This window comes from Veillonella parvula (genome assembly GCF_032577575.1).
In the GTDB taxonomy this organism is placed as follows: Bacteria; Bacillota; Negativicutes; order Veillonellales; family Veillonellaceae; genus Veillonella.
Map to the genome: position 1 here is coordinate 229,411 of NZ_JAWFVO010000001.1, position 15,101 is coordinate 244,511.

A 15,101-nucleotide genomic window follows, 5' to 3' on the forward strand; every position below is an offset into this window, starting at 1 on the left:
TTTTACTATTAAAATAACTTAATACAATAGAAAAATAATGGCTACAATATCAATTAAAGACTACTTGTTTGCATTAACAGGATCATTTGCTAATGGTTGTTCACCAAGTAATGTAGTTAAGTTATGTAGATTAAATCGATATTGAGCATTACTAAAATCTCGTGTTGCATCATATCGTTGACTTGGAGCATGCATGAGACCAACTAATGTATCGTATAGCAAATCATTAGTAAAGAATTGATGCTCGTGTTTTGCAAGTACCTCAGCAGTCTGTGGATAGGTTGAGCGATATTGTGGAGATAGGTATACCCAGAATGGAATATGTGTCATAACAAAATCAAATGTATCAGGGTTATGCGATTTGTCTAAACTTTCACCGTGATCGGAGAAATACACCATGGCTTGTAAGTTTAATTTGTCTTTGCCATAATTGTAAATTTGTTGTAATAACCAGTCTGTGTATAATTGGCTGTTAGCATATGCTTCTTGACCATCAGGATACGGACCTTGTTTCCACTTGCTAAATTCATGCGGGTAACGATCATTGTAGTAAATATGACTACCCATAATATGTATAACGATAAAGTTGTTCTTGGTAGGATCTACAGTTTCTAATAATGGCAATAGAGCTTCATCATATCGATCTGAGAATGCATAAGATTCATGGGCCCATTTTGTTGTGTCTGCAGTCTTAGCCATTAATGAAATAGCTGTATCATATTCACCGAATACACCTTGATTGCTAAACCAAGAAGTCGTGTATCCCGCTTTTTTAGCAATATCTAAGATATTGGCTGAATCAAGAAATGGTTTATCATCATATTGATTTCGTTCAGATAGTGCACGCTCCAAGGTTGGTACTGTTTGTACGTACGATGAATAGGCATTATCAAAGAAGACAAAGTCTTTATTGTCCGAACGCATATTGCCTTGCCATGGAGTATCGTCATATGGGAAGTTTGGATTATATACTTTCATATAATCTCGAGAACTAGATTCGCCAATGACTAGAATAATAGTACCAGGTGTTTTGTTCACCGCTGTTTCCTTTGTGTCTAAATTAAAGGAATCAAATACTAAGTGGTGATTATCATTATATTGTTGCATTTGTTTTACATAATCGCCTGCAGCAATCCAGTTCGCCACAATACAGGTTTGAGGGAACAAGAAGAATGGTACATATACTAAAAAAGCTACAAGGGATGCGATGAGCATAGCTGACCGCATAGGACGTGTAGTATTTAAGTTTACTACTGCTTTCATTCCTAAGTTAGACCAGTACAATAAATAAGTCCATAAAATAAGACCAATACTCACTGCTATAAGACCAGGTATACCAGCTGCATTCTTTAAAAAACCAAATGCTTCTTCTGGATTGGTCATATATACGGCTAGCAGACTGGCTGGCGTTAAGCAATGCCAAGTAGTCATGTAATAGCCGATCTGTAAGAATGGTATTAAGCTCAGAATCATGGAAATGATAGCCATGATTAAGGATGTTGTTTTATGGAAGCGATTTGTTTGGTTCAGTAAAAACTGAATGCCTGATAATCCCATGAAAATTAATAAGCCAAATAAAAAATCATTAGCAAATTCATAGAAGTATAATGGCTTCACATAGGACCAATGGAATAAAAGAGGAAAGGTAAGTGCCCATAAGATTCCGACTAGGCCATACCCTAAAAAAGGCCTGTGGAAAACAGTACACCCCATAAAATATTGAAATAAAAAGGTACCTACAATTGTTGGTACAGCTAAAATCGTAATATCCTCTACATCAAGCCCTAAGGTTATGGGCTCATAAATTAAAAATAAGATGATATATAAAACAATACCTATAATACCAAAGCGAAAAATTGGATTTCGCCCAATTTGCCTCACACTCGATGACATAATAAATCCTCTCTAAAAGGAATACACAATAACGTATCTTTTTTTAATATAAAATAATTACAATAATAAAGATAGCAGATGAGTGTAAAAAAAACAATTATTTGAAAGTACTACTATAAATGCTTTATAATTATATAGTTAAAAACATTTTTTCTGAGGATTGGGTTTTATGGGAGATTATAACTACAAGTTGGACGTTTTTGAAGGTCCCCTTGATCTGCTCTTGCATCTCATTGAAAAACATAAAATAGAAATTACCGATATTCCTATCGTTGAAATAACGAGTCAATACTTGGCATATCTAGACAATTGGAACCATTTTGATATTCATTATAGTAGTGAATTTCTTGTTATGGCATCTACCTTATTACAGATTAAATCACGCATGTTATTACCTAAGGCTGAACCTGAGCCCGATGAAGCAGAGGATCCACGTGACGAGTTGGTAGCAAAATTAGTAGAATTTAAGAAAATTAAGGATATTACATCTCTATTAATGGAGCGTACCGCTGTATCTGCGAATATATTTAGTCGTCCTGAAGAAACGAGTGTGCTTGGATTAGATAGTGTATATAATTTGGAACTTTCACAGTTATATCAAATTTTTTATCAAACTATAAAACGAGCTAAAGAGTTGTCAGAAAAAGAGACGATTCGTGAGGTAAAGGTTGAAAAGGATACGTATAGTTTAGAGGACATGATTATATCCTTGTCTAGTCGTATACATCGTGGCGAATGTCTATATTTTAGGGAGTTATTAGTAGCAATTGAAACGAAAAGTGGTATGGTAACCATCTTTATGGCTGTTTTAGAATTGTTAAAACAACAAGTTATGGAAATGCGTTATGAAGATGATGATATTATATTCACTGCTATCTTAGAGCGGGCCGTGTAGAAAGGGGGCTATATGAGCTTACCAACAATGCATTTAGAAGCCGTTTTGTTTTCATCGGCAAAGCCTATATCGATAGATATGTTAGCAGAAGTGTTTGGGCTTTCCACAGAGGAGACACAAAAATATATAGAAGAATTACAATGTGAACTAGAAGAACAGAATCGAGGTATTCGAATACGTATATCTGGAGCCGGTGTTGAATTAGTAAGCGCTGTTGAATGTGCTGATTATGTTGGGCATATTCGTAAAAGAGAAGATAAATTATCTAATGCGGCTATGGAAACATTAGCTGTTATCGCCTATAAGCAGCCTATTACAAAGGCTGAAATCGAAGAGGTGCGCGGTGTAAATAGCGATAAAATTATAAAACAATTATTGACTCGATCTCTTATAGCTGAATTAGGTCATAAGGATACTGTAGGTAGACCGATTCTATATGGCACGACTGATGAGTTTTTGAGAAGTGCTGGAGTAGAATCTATTGAAGCCTTACATCAAGAAGTTTCGGAAACAGAAGGATAACATGGAACGATTACAAAAATATATTGCCAGTTGTGGTATTGCATCACGGCGTAAGGCAGAAGAACTAATTACAGAAGGTAAAGTACAGGTCAATGGTCGCAAGGTAACCGAATTAGGGGTCAAAATTAATCCACAAAAAGATAAGGTTAAGGTTAATGGGCAATTATTGGCTCAAGAGAAACCAGTATATTATTTGTTAAATAAGCCAAAGGGGGTCATTACATCTGTGTCTGACCCTCAAGGTCGAGAAACGGTTTTAGATTATATAAAAAATGAAACGAAACGAATTTACCCTATTGGTCGTCTCGATTTATATACAGAAGGTTTGTTACTGCTTACGAATGATGGAGAGTTGGCACAAAATCTAACGCATCCATCTAAAGGCGTGGAAAAGACTTATGAAGTTCGTATCAAAGGTCGTGTTCGCGATGATGATTTGCAAATTATTGCAAATGGTGTAGAGCTTGAAGATGGTATAACTGCACCTGCAACAATTGTAGATTTAGGTTTTGATGATCATAATGGTGTACATGAAGTAGAAATTACAATTCATGAAGGTCGTAATCGTCAAGTTCGTCGTATGTTTGAACACTTTGGCTATCGTATTCATAATTTAAAACGCATTGCGTATGCTGGTCTTACTTTAGGTGGTGTGAAACGAGGCGCTTCTCGTCAACTAACAATTCGTGAAGTAAAAGCGCTAAAAGCATTGGGGACAGATAAGGCATGAAGCAAATCATAGTCATTGGCGGTGGTGCGGCAGGTCTAATGGCAGCTGTTATAGCAGGCCGTGAAGGAGCACGCGTCATTTTATTGGAAAAAATGAATATGGTTGGCAAGAAAATGGGCATTACCGGTAAAGGTCGCTGTAATATTACGAATAGTGCAGATATGGCCGAATTTATAAAAAATACGCCTGGTAATGGTAAGTTCTTGTACGGTGCCTATGAACGCTTTAGTAATGAAGATCTTCTGGACCTATTGCATAGCTGGGGGTTAAAAACTAAAGTAGAACGTGGGGGACGAGTGTTTCCTGAATCCGATTCTGCATTAGAAGTACGCAATATTTTTATGAAAATCCTAAAAAAGTATAATGTTCAAGTTCATTTAAATGAACCTGTTACATCGATTACTGTACAGGAAAATCGTGTAGTTGGTGTTACAACGGATAAGGAACAATATGCTTGTGATGCTGCTATTATTTGTACTGGTGGTGCATCTTATCCATTGACAGGTTCTACTGGTGATGGTTACGTTTTAGCCGAAAAAGTGGGACATACTATTACTGATATTCGTCCATCCTTAGTCCCTATCGTTACAAACGAAACGTGGGTAAAGGAAATTATGGGGCTTAGTCTTCGTAATGTTGAGGTATCCGTAATTTCTAAAAGTAAGGTACAAGCTAAACAATTTGGGGAAATGATGTTTACTCATTTTGGTCTTACGGGGCCTACAATTTTATCATTAAGTCACACGGTAGGTAAGTTGCTTCGTAAGAAAAATCCTCAAATTACCATTGAAATTAATCTTAAGCCTGCTTTAACTGCAGAAGTATTGGATAAGCGCTTGCAAAAGGATTTTGACTTATATTCTAAAAAACAATTGGCTAATGGGATGAGGGATTTACTACCTGTAAATCTTATTCCCATTGTTATAAAGCTTGCTGAGTTAAATCCGGCTAAACCAATTAATCAAATTACAAAGGAAGAGCGTTTGCGCTTATGTCATGTATTGCAACATATGACAGTAACTGTTAAGGAATTACGACCTGTAGCGGAGGCTATTGTAACAGCCGGTGGTATTTCATTAAAAGAATTTAATCCTAAAACTATGGAGTCTAAATTGATTGGTGGTTTATATGGTGCTGGTGAAGTACTAGACATAGATGCTTTTACAGGAGGCTATAATTTACAAGCTGCCTTTTCCACAGGCTATGTGGCGGCTATGCATGCCGTACACGGTGATGAAGAATAGAGGTTATTATGAACACTAAAAAAATTGCCATTGCTATTGATGGTCCTGCTGGGGCTGGTAAAAGTAGCATTTCTAAAGTAGTGGCCAATGAATTAGGGTATTTATATATCGATACAGGTTCCATGTATCGCGGTGTTACATGGGCAGTTCTTGATAGTCAAATCGATGTTAAGGATCAAGCTGCTGTAGAAGCTTTATTACCTTCTTTAAATTTGACTTTAGAGCCTACTGCAACAGCATGCAAGGTCTATATTAAAGGGAAAGATGTTACATCATTAATTCGCCAGCAGCAAATTAATGATAATGTATCGACTATAGCTTCTTATAAAGGGGTTCGAAAATATTTGGTAGAACGCCAACAAGAGATGGCCGCCGTTGGTGGAGTTATATTAGATGGACGTGATATCGGTTCTGTCGTATTACCTAATGCAGAGCTAAAAATTTATTTAACCGCTTCTGTAGATGCACGTGCAAAACGTAGATGGTTAGAAGTACAAGGTACATCAAACGAGCAAACACTAGACGAAATTAAAAAGAATGTTGTTAATCGTGATGAAATGGATAAAAATCGTGAAGAGTCTCCACTTGTATGCGTTGAAGATGCAATGGTTGTAGACTCTAGCGATATGAATTTCGATGAAACTGTGGCATATATATTGAATTTAGTGCAGGAGACAATCAATCATGAATAAATTTTCAACCTGGTTATGGCGTACCGCTTTTTGGCTTCGCTATAAGGTAGGGTATGGACTGAAAGTATATGGTCGCGATAATTTTCCAATGGAAGGACCCGTTATCGTGGTGCCTAATCATTTAAGTAATAATGATCCCCCTATCTGTGGCTATGCTTTGCCTAGACATGTACACTTTATGGCTAAACAAGAATTATTTGTGAATCCTATTTCGCGTTTTTTTTGTACATGGCTTGGTGCATTTCCGTTAAATCGCGGTGCTATTGATAAAGTTGCTATTCGTCATGCCATGGGACTACTTAAAGACAATAAGGTTTTAGGCATATTTGCAGAAGGTAACCGTCAAAAAAGTGGTAAGCTTGGTAAATTTCATGATGGTGCAGCATCAATTGCTCTTAGAACAGCGGTTAGCATAGTGCCTGTTGCTATCATTGGCTCTCACAATATGGAACGTAATAAAGTGGCTTGTATTATTGGTAAACCGATTCCAGTTGAAAAAGCTAAAGCGACTCCAGAAGCGATTCAAAAAGTAAATGATAGTGTTAAAAGTGAAATCCAACGAATGATAGATTCTTATCATAACAATTGTATAGAGGAGACTTTATGGAAATAATTTTGGCTAAAAACCATGGTTTTTGCTATGGTGTAAAACGGGCTGTTGAAATGGCAAATGAAGCTGCAAATAACGATGGTAAAAGCTATACATTAGGTCCTATTATTCATAATCCTCAAGTTGTAGGTCGTCTTGAAGACAAAGGGGTAAGCCCTGTTCAAGAAGTGTCTGATATCGCTGAAGGCACAATGATTATTCGCTCTCATGGTGTAGGACCTGCTATTTATGAAGAGGCAGAAGAAAAAGGATTACATGTTGTGGATGCCACATGTCCACATGTAAAAAAAGCACAGCAAGATGCAAAGTCTGTTATAGATGAAGGTATGACTTTGGTGATTTTGGGAGAAAAAAACCATCCTGAGGTTAAAAGCATCAATTTATGGGCAAATAACGAAGGAATAATCATCGAAGATGAAGAATCCGCCCAAAAACTACAAGTTGTGGAAAAAATGGGCGTTGTTGTACAAACAACCTTTTCACAATTCAAATTTAACAGTATAATAGACATATTAGAGAAAAAATCTAAGAATCTTAAGGTTTTCAAAACGATATGCAATGCAACGCAAGAACGACAGAATTCTGCCGTTGATTTAGCACGTAATGTAGATCTTATGATAGTGATAGGCGGTAAGAACAGCGGCAACACAAACCGATTGGCAGAGGTTTGTCGTGACGTTGGATGTACAACGTATCACATTGAAACTTCTACTGAATTACAACTGGAATGGTTTAACCGAGTACAGACGGTAGGAGTAACAGCAGGAGCATCGACTCCCGACTGGATTATTAAGGAGGTCATTGAGACAATGAAAGATTTTGCAGAATTATTAGCAGCCGAAGGTCAAGAAGAATTTAAGAAAGGGAACGTTGTAGAAGGTACAGTAGTTCAAGTCGAAGATGAACGAGCTTATGTATCTTTTGGCTACAAAACTGAAGCCATTTTGAACAGAACTGAAATTTCTTATCCAGCACCAGAATCTGCCAAAGATGTGTTAAAAAATGGTGATGAAATTAAAGCAGTTATCATGAATCACATCAAAGAAGATAATCCTATTTATCTTTCCATGACTCGCTTGGCTAAAGATGAAGATTGGCAATATGTTATCGAAGCACAAGAAAAAGATGAAGCTATCGTATGTAAAGGTATTGATGCTATCCCAGCAGGTTTAGTAGTAACAGTTAAATCCCTTCGTGGTTTCATTCCATTGTCCCAAGGTGATGTTCATTTCGTGAAATCCTTGGACAACTTGGTTGGTACAGAATTTGAAGCTAAAGTACTTGAAATCGATGAAAAGAAAAACCGTTTGGTTCTTTCTCGTCGTGCAGTATTGGAAGTGGAACGTCAAGCTAAATTAGCTGAAGCATTGAAAAATATCAACGTTGGCGAAAACTATAAAGGTATCGTTCGTAAAATCATGCCTTATGGTGCATTCGTAGATATCGGCGGTATTGAAGGTTTACTTCACATTTCCGATATTTCTTGGCAAAAAATCAAAAAAGTGGAAGATGTTCTTTCCGTTGGCCAAGAAATCGAAGTTAAATTACAATCTTTCGACGCTGAAAGCAATAAATTATCCTTGTCCTTAAAAGCTTTATCTAAGAGCCCATGGGACGTTGCTGAAGAAACATTGCATGTTGGCGATGTTATTAACGGCAAAGTCGTTCGTTTAGTAGCTTACGGTGCATTCGTAGCTGTTAATGACGACATCCAAGGTTTACTTCACATTTCTCAAATTACAAAACAACGTAATGCGAAAGTTGAAGATTACTTGAATCGTGGTCAAGAAGTTGAAGTTAAAATCATTTCTCTTAACAAAGATGAAAAGAAATTGGGTTTGGCTTTGACTGAGTTGATGGAATCAAAAGAAACTGCAGAAGACGCTGAATAATTCATTGTCTAATAAAAGGCTAGCCAAGGTTTCCTTGGTTAGCCTTTTTGCGTACTTTACTTAGAATATGATAAAATATAGTAATGTATTAGATTAGATAATGAGGTGAAACTATGGCAAAACCATTAGTGGCTGTTGTAGGCCGTCCAAATGTAGGTAAATCTACACTTTTTAATGCCATTGTTAATAAACGTATCTCTATCGTTGAAGATATTCCGGGGGTAACAAGGGACCGTATTTACTTCGATGCAGAGTGGTTAAATCGTGAGTTTACAATGATCGATACTGGTGGTATCGAGTTCATTACTGAAAATAGTCATGTTATTCCTAAGATGATGCGATTACAAGCTGAATTAGCTATTGAAGAAGCGGATGTAATTCTATTTGTCGTCGATGGTAAACAAGGTATTGTACCTGCTGATGAAGAAGTTGCAAATATTCTTAGAGCTAGTGGAAAACCTGTTGTACTCGTAGTTAATAAGATTGATAGTGTAAATCAAGAGCCGAATATTTATGAATTCTACAATCTTGGTTTGGGGGACCCCATTGGCATTTCCGCTAAAAATCTTATGAATTTAGGTGATTTGCTGGATGATACTGTTAAACATTTTCCACCAGTTGGCACTAATGTAGATGATGAAGATACTATTCATGTTGCCGTTATTGGTCGTCCAAATGTAGGTAAATCTTCTTTGACTAATGCATTATTAGGACAAGATCGTGTAATAGTATCTGATGTAGCAGGTACTACTCGAGACTCCATTGATACGTATTGGACTCATGAGGGCCAAAAATTTGTACTTATTGATACGGCGGGAATGCGTCGTAAGTCTAAAATCGAAGAAGCCGTTGAACGATATAGTATTGTCCGCTCTTTGCGATCAGTGGATCGTGCTGATATTGTAGTTCTTGTACTAGATGCTCAAGATGGTGTTACAGAACAAGATAAAAAAATTGCAGGTTATGCTTACGAAGCGGGTAAAGGTGTAGTCATTGTTGTGAATAAATGGGATCTTATTGAAAAAGATGACAAAACAACATTGCGATTTACTGAAGATATTTATGATGAATTAGGTTTTTTACAGTTTGCACCTATCCTGTTTGCTTCTGCTTTAACTAAGCAACGTATTCACCGTTTAGCTGATATGTTGAAGTTTGTATCTGAACAACAATACCGCCGTGTATCTACTGGGACGTTAAATCAATTATTACAAGATGCACAAACCGTAAATCCTGTACCATCTCGCAATGGTAGAATTCCAAAAATCTATTATATGACGCAAGCTAGTGTTAAGCCGCCTACATTTATTTTATTTGTAAATGAACCAGAGCTAATTCACTTCTCTTATATGCGTTTCTTAGAGAATCGATTGCGTGAGTCCTTTGGTTTTGAAGGAACGCCAATTTGTTTAGTATTACGTGGCAAGAAACGGGATGATGAAGACTAATGGATATTATGATTATTGTATATGCTGTATTATCATATCTTATCGGTTCGATTCCTAGTGGATTAATTATAGGTAAGTTTTTCTTTAATACAGATGTACGGCAATATGGCTCTAAAAATATTGGCGCTACTAATACATATCGAGTTATCGGTCTTAAAGCAGCCTTACCTGTATTTCTATGTGATGCTTTAAAAGGGGCCGCAGGAGTAGTGCTACTCTCACCCTATGGGCCTATGTTTATGATCTTAGGTGGTATTCTTGGGATGATGGGGCACAATTGGTCTGTTTTTCTGGGCTTTAAAGGTGGTCGTGGCGTTGCTACGGGTTTAGGTGTACTTATTGCTCTTTCACCAATAGTAGCATTGATTTGCTTTTTGGTATGGGGTGTTATCGTATATTTCACTAAACTTGTATCTTTAGGCTCTATCATTGCCGCTGCATTAGTACCAGTACTGATGTATTTCACTGGAGAATCCTTCTGGTTTGTTGGCTTTGGCGGATTAGCAGCTTTGTTTGTCATTGTACGTCACTGGGATAATATTAAGCGTCTACTTGCTGGAAACGAGTTAAAAGTAGAGCGCATTAAAAAGGATTAAAGAATGAATGTTGTTGTTGTCGGCTCTGGTAGTTGGGGGACGGCCCTTGCTATTAAATCCGTTTTAGCTGGAAATACTACAACTATATATTGTCGTCGTCCAGAATTTGCAGATAAACTTGCAAAAGACTTAGAGAATAAAGACTATTTACCAGGTGTAAAACTTCCAGAAGAATTACAATATAGTTCTGATTTAGAGGCATGTATTAGTAATGCCGAAGTGGTATTAATGGTTACTCCTTCTGTACATGTACGTACCAGTTTAGAGGCTATTAAACCGTATGCTCATAAAAATCAAGCCTATATTCTATGTTCAAAAGGTGTAGAACGAACCAGTGGCAAACTTTTGACGACTGTGATGAAAGAGGTTCTTGCTACCATAGGGTGTCATTTAGCGGTTTTGTCTGGACCTAATCATGCAGAAGAGGTTGGTCGCAACTTACCTGCTGCATCTGTGCTGAGTACTGAAAGCCTAGAGGTAGCTACAACATTGCAAAAGGCATTATGTAGTCAAAATTTTAGAATTTATGCAAATACTGATATGATTGGTGTTGAACTAGCAGGAGCCACGAAAAACATCATTGCCCTTGCAGCTGGTATTGCAGATGGTTTAGCTTTAGGGGATAATTGTAAGGCTTTACTATTAACACGTGGCCTTCATGAGATGACTCGCTTTGGGGTGGCCTTAGGGGCCCAAAAAGAAACCTATGCTGGTCTTGCTGGTATGGGGGATTTGATTGCTACTTGTATGAGCCCACATGGTCGTAACCGTGCGGCTGGTCAAAAACTAGCCGAGGGTAAGACGATGGATTTTATTGTTAATCATACTAATATGGTTGTAGAAGGATTTTTCGCAACAGAAATTATTTATAAAATGGCTTGTAAACATCAAATTGAAATGCCTATAACGAAGGCTTTATATGAGGTTTTATACGAAAAAAAATCTCCATCCATAGCATTAGCTGAGTTGATGGGGCGTGATATTAAAATTGAAGTATCATAAATAAAAGATACTTTTAATTTGGTTATTTATATACTATAATTAATGAGTATAATCTTGTGAGGGTTGTATGCGAATTATTGGCGGAACTGCTAAGGGACATGTTATAAAAGCACCTAAAGGATTAGATACTAGACCTACACTTGATCGTGTTCGTGAAAGTGTATTTAATGTATTAGCAAATAGAGGTATATTTGGTTCTGATGTACTAGATATATTTTCTGGCACTGGTGCAGTAGCAATTGAAGCCTTAAGTCGTGGTGCAGCACATGCAGTAGCAGTGGACTTTAAAACGGGAAAACTAATTTTAGAGAATGCTAAACATTGTCGTGTGGATGATCGGTTAGAAATTATTCCGAGGAAACTTTCACAATTAAAAAATTATATGGTAGGGCGACAGTTCGATTATATATTTTCTGACCCGCCATATGAAAATGGATTTATACAAGATACCATAGATTTGGTTGTAAACTATGATTTGTTAAAACCTGAAGGTGTTTTATTATTAGAACATCATAAGGATGAGGTTTTTACCTTACCAGAATTATGGGAATGTATAAAAGAACAGAAATTTGGTTATACGGTAGTTTCCTATTTTGTAAAGACAGCCGAAAGGAGCTAAACCTGTGCGTATAGGTGTATGTCCGGGTAGTTTTGACCCAGTTACTAATGGACATGTTGATATTTTTGAACGGGGCAGCCGATTGGTTGATAAATTAATCATTGCTGTCAGCTCAAATCCGAATAAAAATTCCTTATTTTCTATGGAAGAACGGGTTGAGATGATTCGAAATTCTGTCAAACATATTCCTAATGTTGAAATTGATTGTACAGGTGGCTTGCTCAATGAGTATGTTAAATCCAAGAATGCTACTATTATTATTCGAGGATTACGTGCATTAAGCGACTTTGAATATGAATTTCAGCGCGCATTATTTGCAAAATATTTGGATGATGACATTGAAACAGTATTTATTATGACAAATAACAAATACTCTTTTGTCAGCTCCACGGGTATTCGTGAACTAGCTAAATTTGGTGGTAAGCTAGATGGTCTTGTTCCGGATGATGTTAAGGAAAAACTTGAAGAACGCTTTAATACGGTCCATAATAAATAGGGGTGAATTGTATGAAAACAGAAAAATTATTAGAAGATTTAGAGGTTCTTATTGAATCTAGCAGCCGTATTCCTATGACTACAAAACGTATGGTTGAGGAAGACGAAATTATGCGTATTATTGATTCTATTCAGGAATCCTTACCTTTGGAACTTGAAGAATCTCGTCGTATTGTAGCAGATAAAGATAAAGTGTTAGCTGATGCTCAACGTCAGGCTGAAACTTTGATCGATCAAGCTAAAGACTACATTGCTAAATTGACAGCTGAAAGTGAACTTGTAAAACAAGCTCAAGAACAAGCTAATCAAATTATTAATGCAGCAAATCAATCCTCTGATGAGCTGAAAGCTAGCTCCATTCAATATGCTGGTGATGTTCTTAAATATGTTGAAAACAACTTGGAGAAAACATTGGAAAGCTTGCGTCAAAATCGTGAAAGTTTGAAACAAACCGAACAACGTACAGAAGAAAACCAATAGTTTAAACAAAGGCTAGATATCATATTATATCTAGCCTCTTTTTATATTTTAAAGTCCATAGAAAACTTAAGATAAGTAATATCAAATTTCAGATCAATATGTAAAAAATAATGTGAGCAAAATAATAAGCCAAAAATAAAAGCGAAGGGATACCTTCGCTTTTATCATTCTCTATAGTTTTCTGGTTTTTTAGGCTCCACAATCATAGTTTGATGGGTATTAAAAATAACAAATCCCAAAGGAGATCCAGGTGGCTTTTTGATATTTTTAATGTATGTATAATCTACCGGGACCTTACTAGTATCACGAGCCTTACTAAAGTAGGCTGCATATTGTGCTACTTTAGATAAAATCATATCGTCTGGCTCAATATTGAGTCTCAAAATAAGGTGGGAACCTTGGATATCTTGTGTATGGAACCAAATGTCAGTTGGCTTTGCAAATCGGTGTGTTAAATATTCGTTTTGCTGATTGTTACGACCGATGAATATTTCACCTTCATCAATTGTTAAGTGAATGTAGTTAGATTTACCTAGTTTGTAAGATAATGGTTTTTTTGATTTTTTTATAATGCCTGCATCCATACATTCTTTGCGTATTTCTTCTAAACTTTCACGAGTGGTGGCTAAAGAGATACTGTACAGAATGGATTGTAAGTATGCTAGTTTTGTAGTACTAGCATTGAGTTGGTACTCGCCGCTAACCATACGATTTTTTAGTTTTGTATAAAGCTTATAATACCATTGTGCATTTTCCACAATCGTTAAGTTTGGCTTTAAAGGAATCGTTAAGATTTCGTTTTCTTCGGAAAGAAGATTTTGCAATTCAATAGAAGGCTCATATTGCACTTGAAGGTGTGCATTTATCATTAGAAGATCACCATATAATTTATAGATTTCCATTTTCTTAGTATCTTCTAATTCATCTTTAATCTTTTGATGGCGACATTCTTCCTTTTTGATGGCTGCTGTTAAGATTTTTTCTAACTCTTTATCAGCTGTATGAATTGCTTTAGTATTATGAATGGATTTCTCTAAGGCTTCAGAAATAGTGTTATATTCTTTTAATACCTTATAGTTATGTAATAAAATACTTGCGTAAGCTTTTTTATTGTTATCGTTGACTAAAATAAACAAACCTTTGCTATTTTCGAGTTTTACCTTGAGGTCGTACAAGGCTTTAGCAAGTGTATCTAGTTGAGAAGTATCTAAATCAGTTATGATTTCTTCACCACTTAATTTGGAAATATATAAAAGTTCATCCAATAAAGGTTTACCAAAACCGTTAAAGATAGCTCGAATAGATTGCTGCACAGAACCATTACCAAAGGAAGTAAGTAGATTTTTTATTTCATTATTATCAAAGTCCATTAAACTTACGCGATTAGCATTTGGTGGTAAATCATACTGTAGCTTTGGACTAATAGAACGTTCACGGTTCATGAGTGGAGAGACGTGAATTAAAGATTCTAAAATAATACCGTCTTGTACAAAAATACAATTGGAATATTTGCCCATTAATTCAACATAAATATATGTACTCGTAATGGAACCGTCCATTTCAAGTTTATCCGTTTGGATGCACATGATTCGGTCGCCATTGATTTGTTCCACCTTTACAATGCGGCTACCTTCAATATGCTTTCGTAAGAACATACAAAGTGAGCTTGGTTCTTTTGGTAAATCTTGCAGTGGTTGACTAAGATACATTGCTGGTGTGGCACCTACGGTAATGATCAAGTTTTGGTCTTCGTTGAGTGCTCGAATTTTAAATAATAATGTAGTTTTATCTATTTGATATAGTTTTTGTATTTGACCTGTTTGTAATCGCTCGTTTATTTCTTTAGCAAGTACAGACATGGTGAGTCCGTCTAAATTCATAGTACTCCTTTCAAATATATTTAGAAGTATAGTTTAGTATACCATAGTGTACATATAATTCTTAGTATTTAACACGGATTGTGTAATTCGTGGTACAATAATA

The 15,101-nt window shown here is 36.2% G+C and carries 15 protein-coding genes; 13 read left to right on the top strand and 2 right to left on the bottom strand.

The window, feature by feature from the left end; all coding sequences use genetic code 11:
- Positions 1-60: 60 nt before the first annotated feature.
- Positions 61-1,893, bottom strand: coding sequence for a phosphoethanolamine transferase (locus E7K77_RS01085; protein ID WP_008600803.1), 1,833 nt, complete (start codon positions 1,891-1,893; stop codon positions 61-63).
- 169 nt (positions 1,894-2,062) lie between these two features.
- Here E7K77_RS01085 and E7K77_RS01090 point away from each other — a divergent pair, with 169 nt between their 5' ends.
- The 13 genes from E7K77_RS01090 to E7K77_RS01150 all read left to right on the top strand — a co-directional run bounded on the left by E7K77_RS01090 (position 2,063) and on the right by E7K77_RS01150 (position 13,118).
- Entirely contained in the window at positions 2,063-2,788 is a 726-nt protein-coding gene (locus E7K77_RS01090) for a segregation and condensation protein A (protein WP_287525397.1), read from the top strand.
- A gap of 12 nt (positions 2,789-2,800) precedes the next feature.
- Positions 2,801-3,310, top strand: a complete 510-nt coding sequence (gene scpB / locus E7K77_RS01095; RefSeq protein ID WP_012864293.1) for an SMC-Scp complex subunit ScpB — start codon at positions 2,801-2,803, stop codon at positions 3,308-3,310.
- A 1-nt stretch (position 3,311) separates the two neighbouring features.
- Complete coding sequence (locus E7K77_RS01100) at positions 3,312-4,040, top strand: pseudouridine synthase (protein WP_004697430.1); 729 nt, start codon at positions 3,312-3,314, stop codon at positions 4,038-4,040.
- Entirely contained in the window at positions 4,037-5,284 is a 1,248-nt protein-coding gene (locus E7K77_RS01105; protein ID WP_287525399.1) for an NAD(P)/FAD-dependent oxidoreductase, read from the top strand. The genes E7K77_RS01100 and E7K77_RS01105 overlap by 4 nt, the downstream gene beginning before the upstream one ends.
- A gap of 8 nt (positions 5,285-5,292) precedes the next feature.
- The gene (cmk, locus tag E7K77_RS01110; protein WP_325305909.1) at positions 5,293-5,976 is read left to right on the top strand and encodes a (d)CMP kinase; all 684 of its coding nucleotides are present in this window, start codon (positions 5,293-5,295) and stop codon (positions 5,974-5,976) included.
- A complete protein-coding gene (locus E7K77_RS01115) occupies positions 5,969-6,589 on the top strand; it encodes a lysophospholipid acyltransferase family protein (RefSeq protein WP_004697382.1) in 621 nt (206 codons plus the stop codon). The genes cmk and E7K77_RS01115 overlap by 8 nt, the downstream gene beginning before the upstream one ends.
- Positions 6,580-8,478 carry a bifunctional 4-hydroxy-3-methylbut-2-enyl diphosphate reductase/30S ribosomal protein S1 gene (locus E7K77_RS01120; protein WP_004697305.1) on the top strand — a complete coding sequence of 633 codons (1,899 nt, stop codon included), beginning with the start codon at positions 6,580-6,582 and terminating at the stop codon, positions 8,476-8,478. Before E7K77_RS01115 ends, E7K77_RS01120 begins: the two co-directional genes overlap by 10 nt.
- A 113-nt stretch (positions 8,479-8,591) precedes the next feature.
- Positions 8,592-9,926 carry a ribosome biogenesis GTPase Der gene (gene der / locus E7K77_RS01125; RefSeq protein WP_325305911.1) on the top strand — a complete coding sequence of 445 codons (1,335 nt, stop codon included), beginning with the start codon at positions 8,592-8,594 and terminating at the stop codon, positions 9,924-9,926.
- The gene (gene plsY, locus E7K77_RS01130; protein WP_195394762.1) at positions 9,926-10,522 is read left to right on the top strand and encodes a glycerol-3-phosphate 1-O-acyltransferase PlsY; all 597 of its coding nucleotides are present in this window, start codon (positions 9,926-9,928) and stop codon (positions 10,520-10,522) included. The genes der and plsY overlap by 1 nt, the downstream gene beginning before the upstream one ends.
- Positions 10,523-10,525: 3 nt before the next feature.
- Positions 10,526-11,524: an NAD(P)H-dependent glycerol-3-phosphate dehydrogenase gene (locus tag E7K77_RS01135; protein WP_302145819.1), complete on the top strand. Its 999-nt coding sequence runs from the start codon at positions 10,526-10,528 to the stop codon at positions 11,522-11,524.
- Positions 11,525-11,591: 67 nt separating this feature from the next.
- Positions 11,592-12,143: a 16S rRNA (guanine(966)-N(2))-methyltransferase RsmD gene (rsmD, locus tag E7K77_RS01140; protein ID WP_278471499.1), complete on the top strand. Its 552-nt coding sequence runs from the start codon at positions 11,592-11,594 to the stop codon at positions 12,141-12,143.
- A 4-nt stretch (positions 12,144-12,147) separates the two neighbouring features.
- Complete coding sequence (gene coaD / locus E7K77_RS01145; protein ID WP_004693226.1) at positions 12,148-12,639, top strand: pantetheine-phosphate adenylyltransferase; 492 nt, start codon at positions 12,148-12,150, stop codon at positions 12,637-12,639.
- An 11-nt stretch (positions 12,640-12,650) separates the two neighbouring features.
- The gene (locus E7K77_RS01150) at positions 12,651-13,118 is read left to right on the top strand and encodes a hypothetical protein (RefSeq protein ID WP_004693228.1); all 468 of its coding nucleotides are present in this window, start codon (positions 12,651-12,653) and stop codon (positions 13,116-13,118) included.
- A gap of 164 nt (positions 13,119-13,282) precedes the next feature.
- Here E7K77_RS01150 and E7K77_RS01155 read toward each other — a convergent pair whose 3' ends face one another.
- Complete coding sequence (locus tag E7K77_RS01155) at positions 13,283-14,998, bottom strand: Rqc2 family fibronectin-binding protein (RefSeq protein ID WP_325305916.1); 1,716 nt, start codon at positions 14,996-14,998, stop codon at positions 13,283-13,285.
- Between the last annotated feature and the right edge of the window lie 103 nt (positions 14,999-15,101).

Coding starts and splice junctions, on each gene's coding strand:
- plsY (WP_195394762.1), top strand. CDS start 9,926: ATGGATATTATGATTATTGTATATGCTGTATTATCATATCTTATCGGT.
- E7K77_RS01115 (WP_004697382.1), top strand. CDS start 5,969: ATGAATAAATTTTCAACCTGGTTATGGCGTACCGCTTTTTGGCTTCGC.
- E7K77_RS01135 (WP_302145819.1), top strand. CDS start 10,526: ATGAATGTTGTTGTTGTCGGCTCTGGTAGTTGGGGGACGGCCCTTGCT.
- E7K77_RS01100 (WP_004697430.1), top strand. CDS start 3,312: ATGGAACGATTACAAAAATATATTGCCAGTTGTGGTATTGCATCACGG.
- E7K77_RS01105 (WP_287525399.1), top strand. CDS start 4,037: ATGAAGCAAATCATAGTCATTGGCGGTGGTGCGGCAGGTCTAATGGCA.
- E7K77_RS01120 (WP_004697305.1), top strand. CDS start 6,580: ATGGAAATAATTTTGGCTAAAAACCATGGTTTTTGCTATGGTGTAAAA.
- E7K77_RS01090 (WP_287525397.1), top strand. CDS start 2,063: ATGGGAGATTATAACTACAAGTTGGACGTTTTTGAAGGTCCCCTTGAT.
- E7K77_RS01085 (WP_008600803.1), bottom strand. CDS start 1,893: ATGTCATCGAGTGTGAGGCAAATTGGGCGAAATCCAATTTTTCGCTTT.
- der (WP_325305911.1), top strand. CDS start 8,592: ATGGCAAAACCATTAGTGGCTGTTGTAGGCCGTCCAAATGTAGGTAAA.
- E7K77_RS01150 (WP_004693228.1), top strand. CDS start 12,651: ATGAAAACAGAAAAATTATTAGAAGATTTAGAGGTTCTTATTGAATCT.
- rsmD (WP_278471499.1), top strand. CDS start 11,592: ATGCGAATTATTGGCGGAACTGCTAAGGGACATGTTATAAAAGCACCT.
- cmk (WP_325305909.1), top strand. CDS start 5,293: ATGAACACTAAAAAAATTGCCATTGCTATTGATGGTCCTGCTGGGGCT.
- scpB (WP_012864293.1), top strand. CDS start 2,801: ATGAGCTTACCAACAATGCATTTAGAAGCCGTTTTGTTTTCATCGGCA.
- E7K77_RS01155 (WP_325305916.1), bottom strand. CDS start 14,998: ATGAATTTAGACGGACTCACCATGTCTGTACTTGCTAAAGAAATAAAC.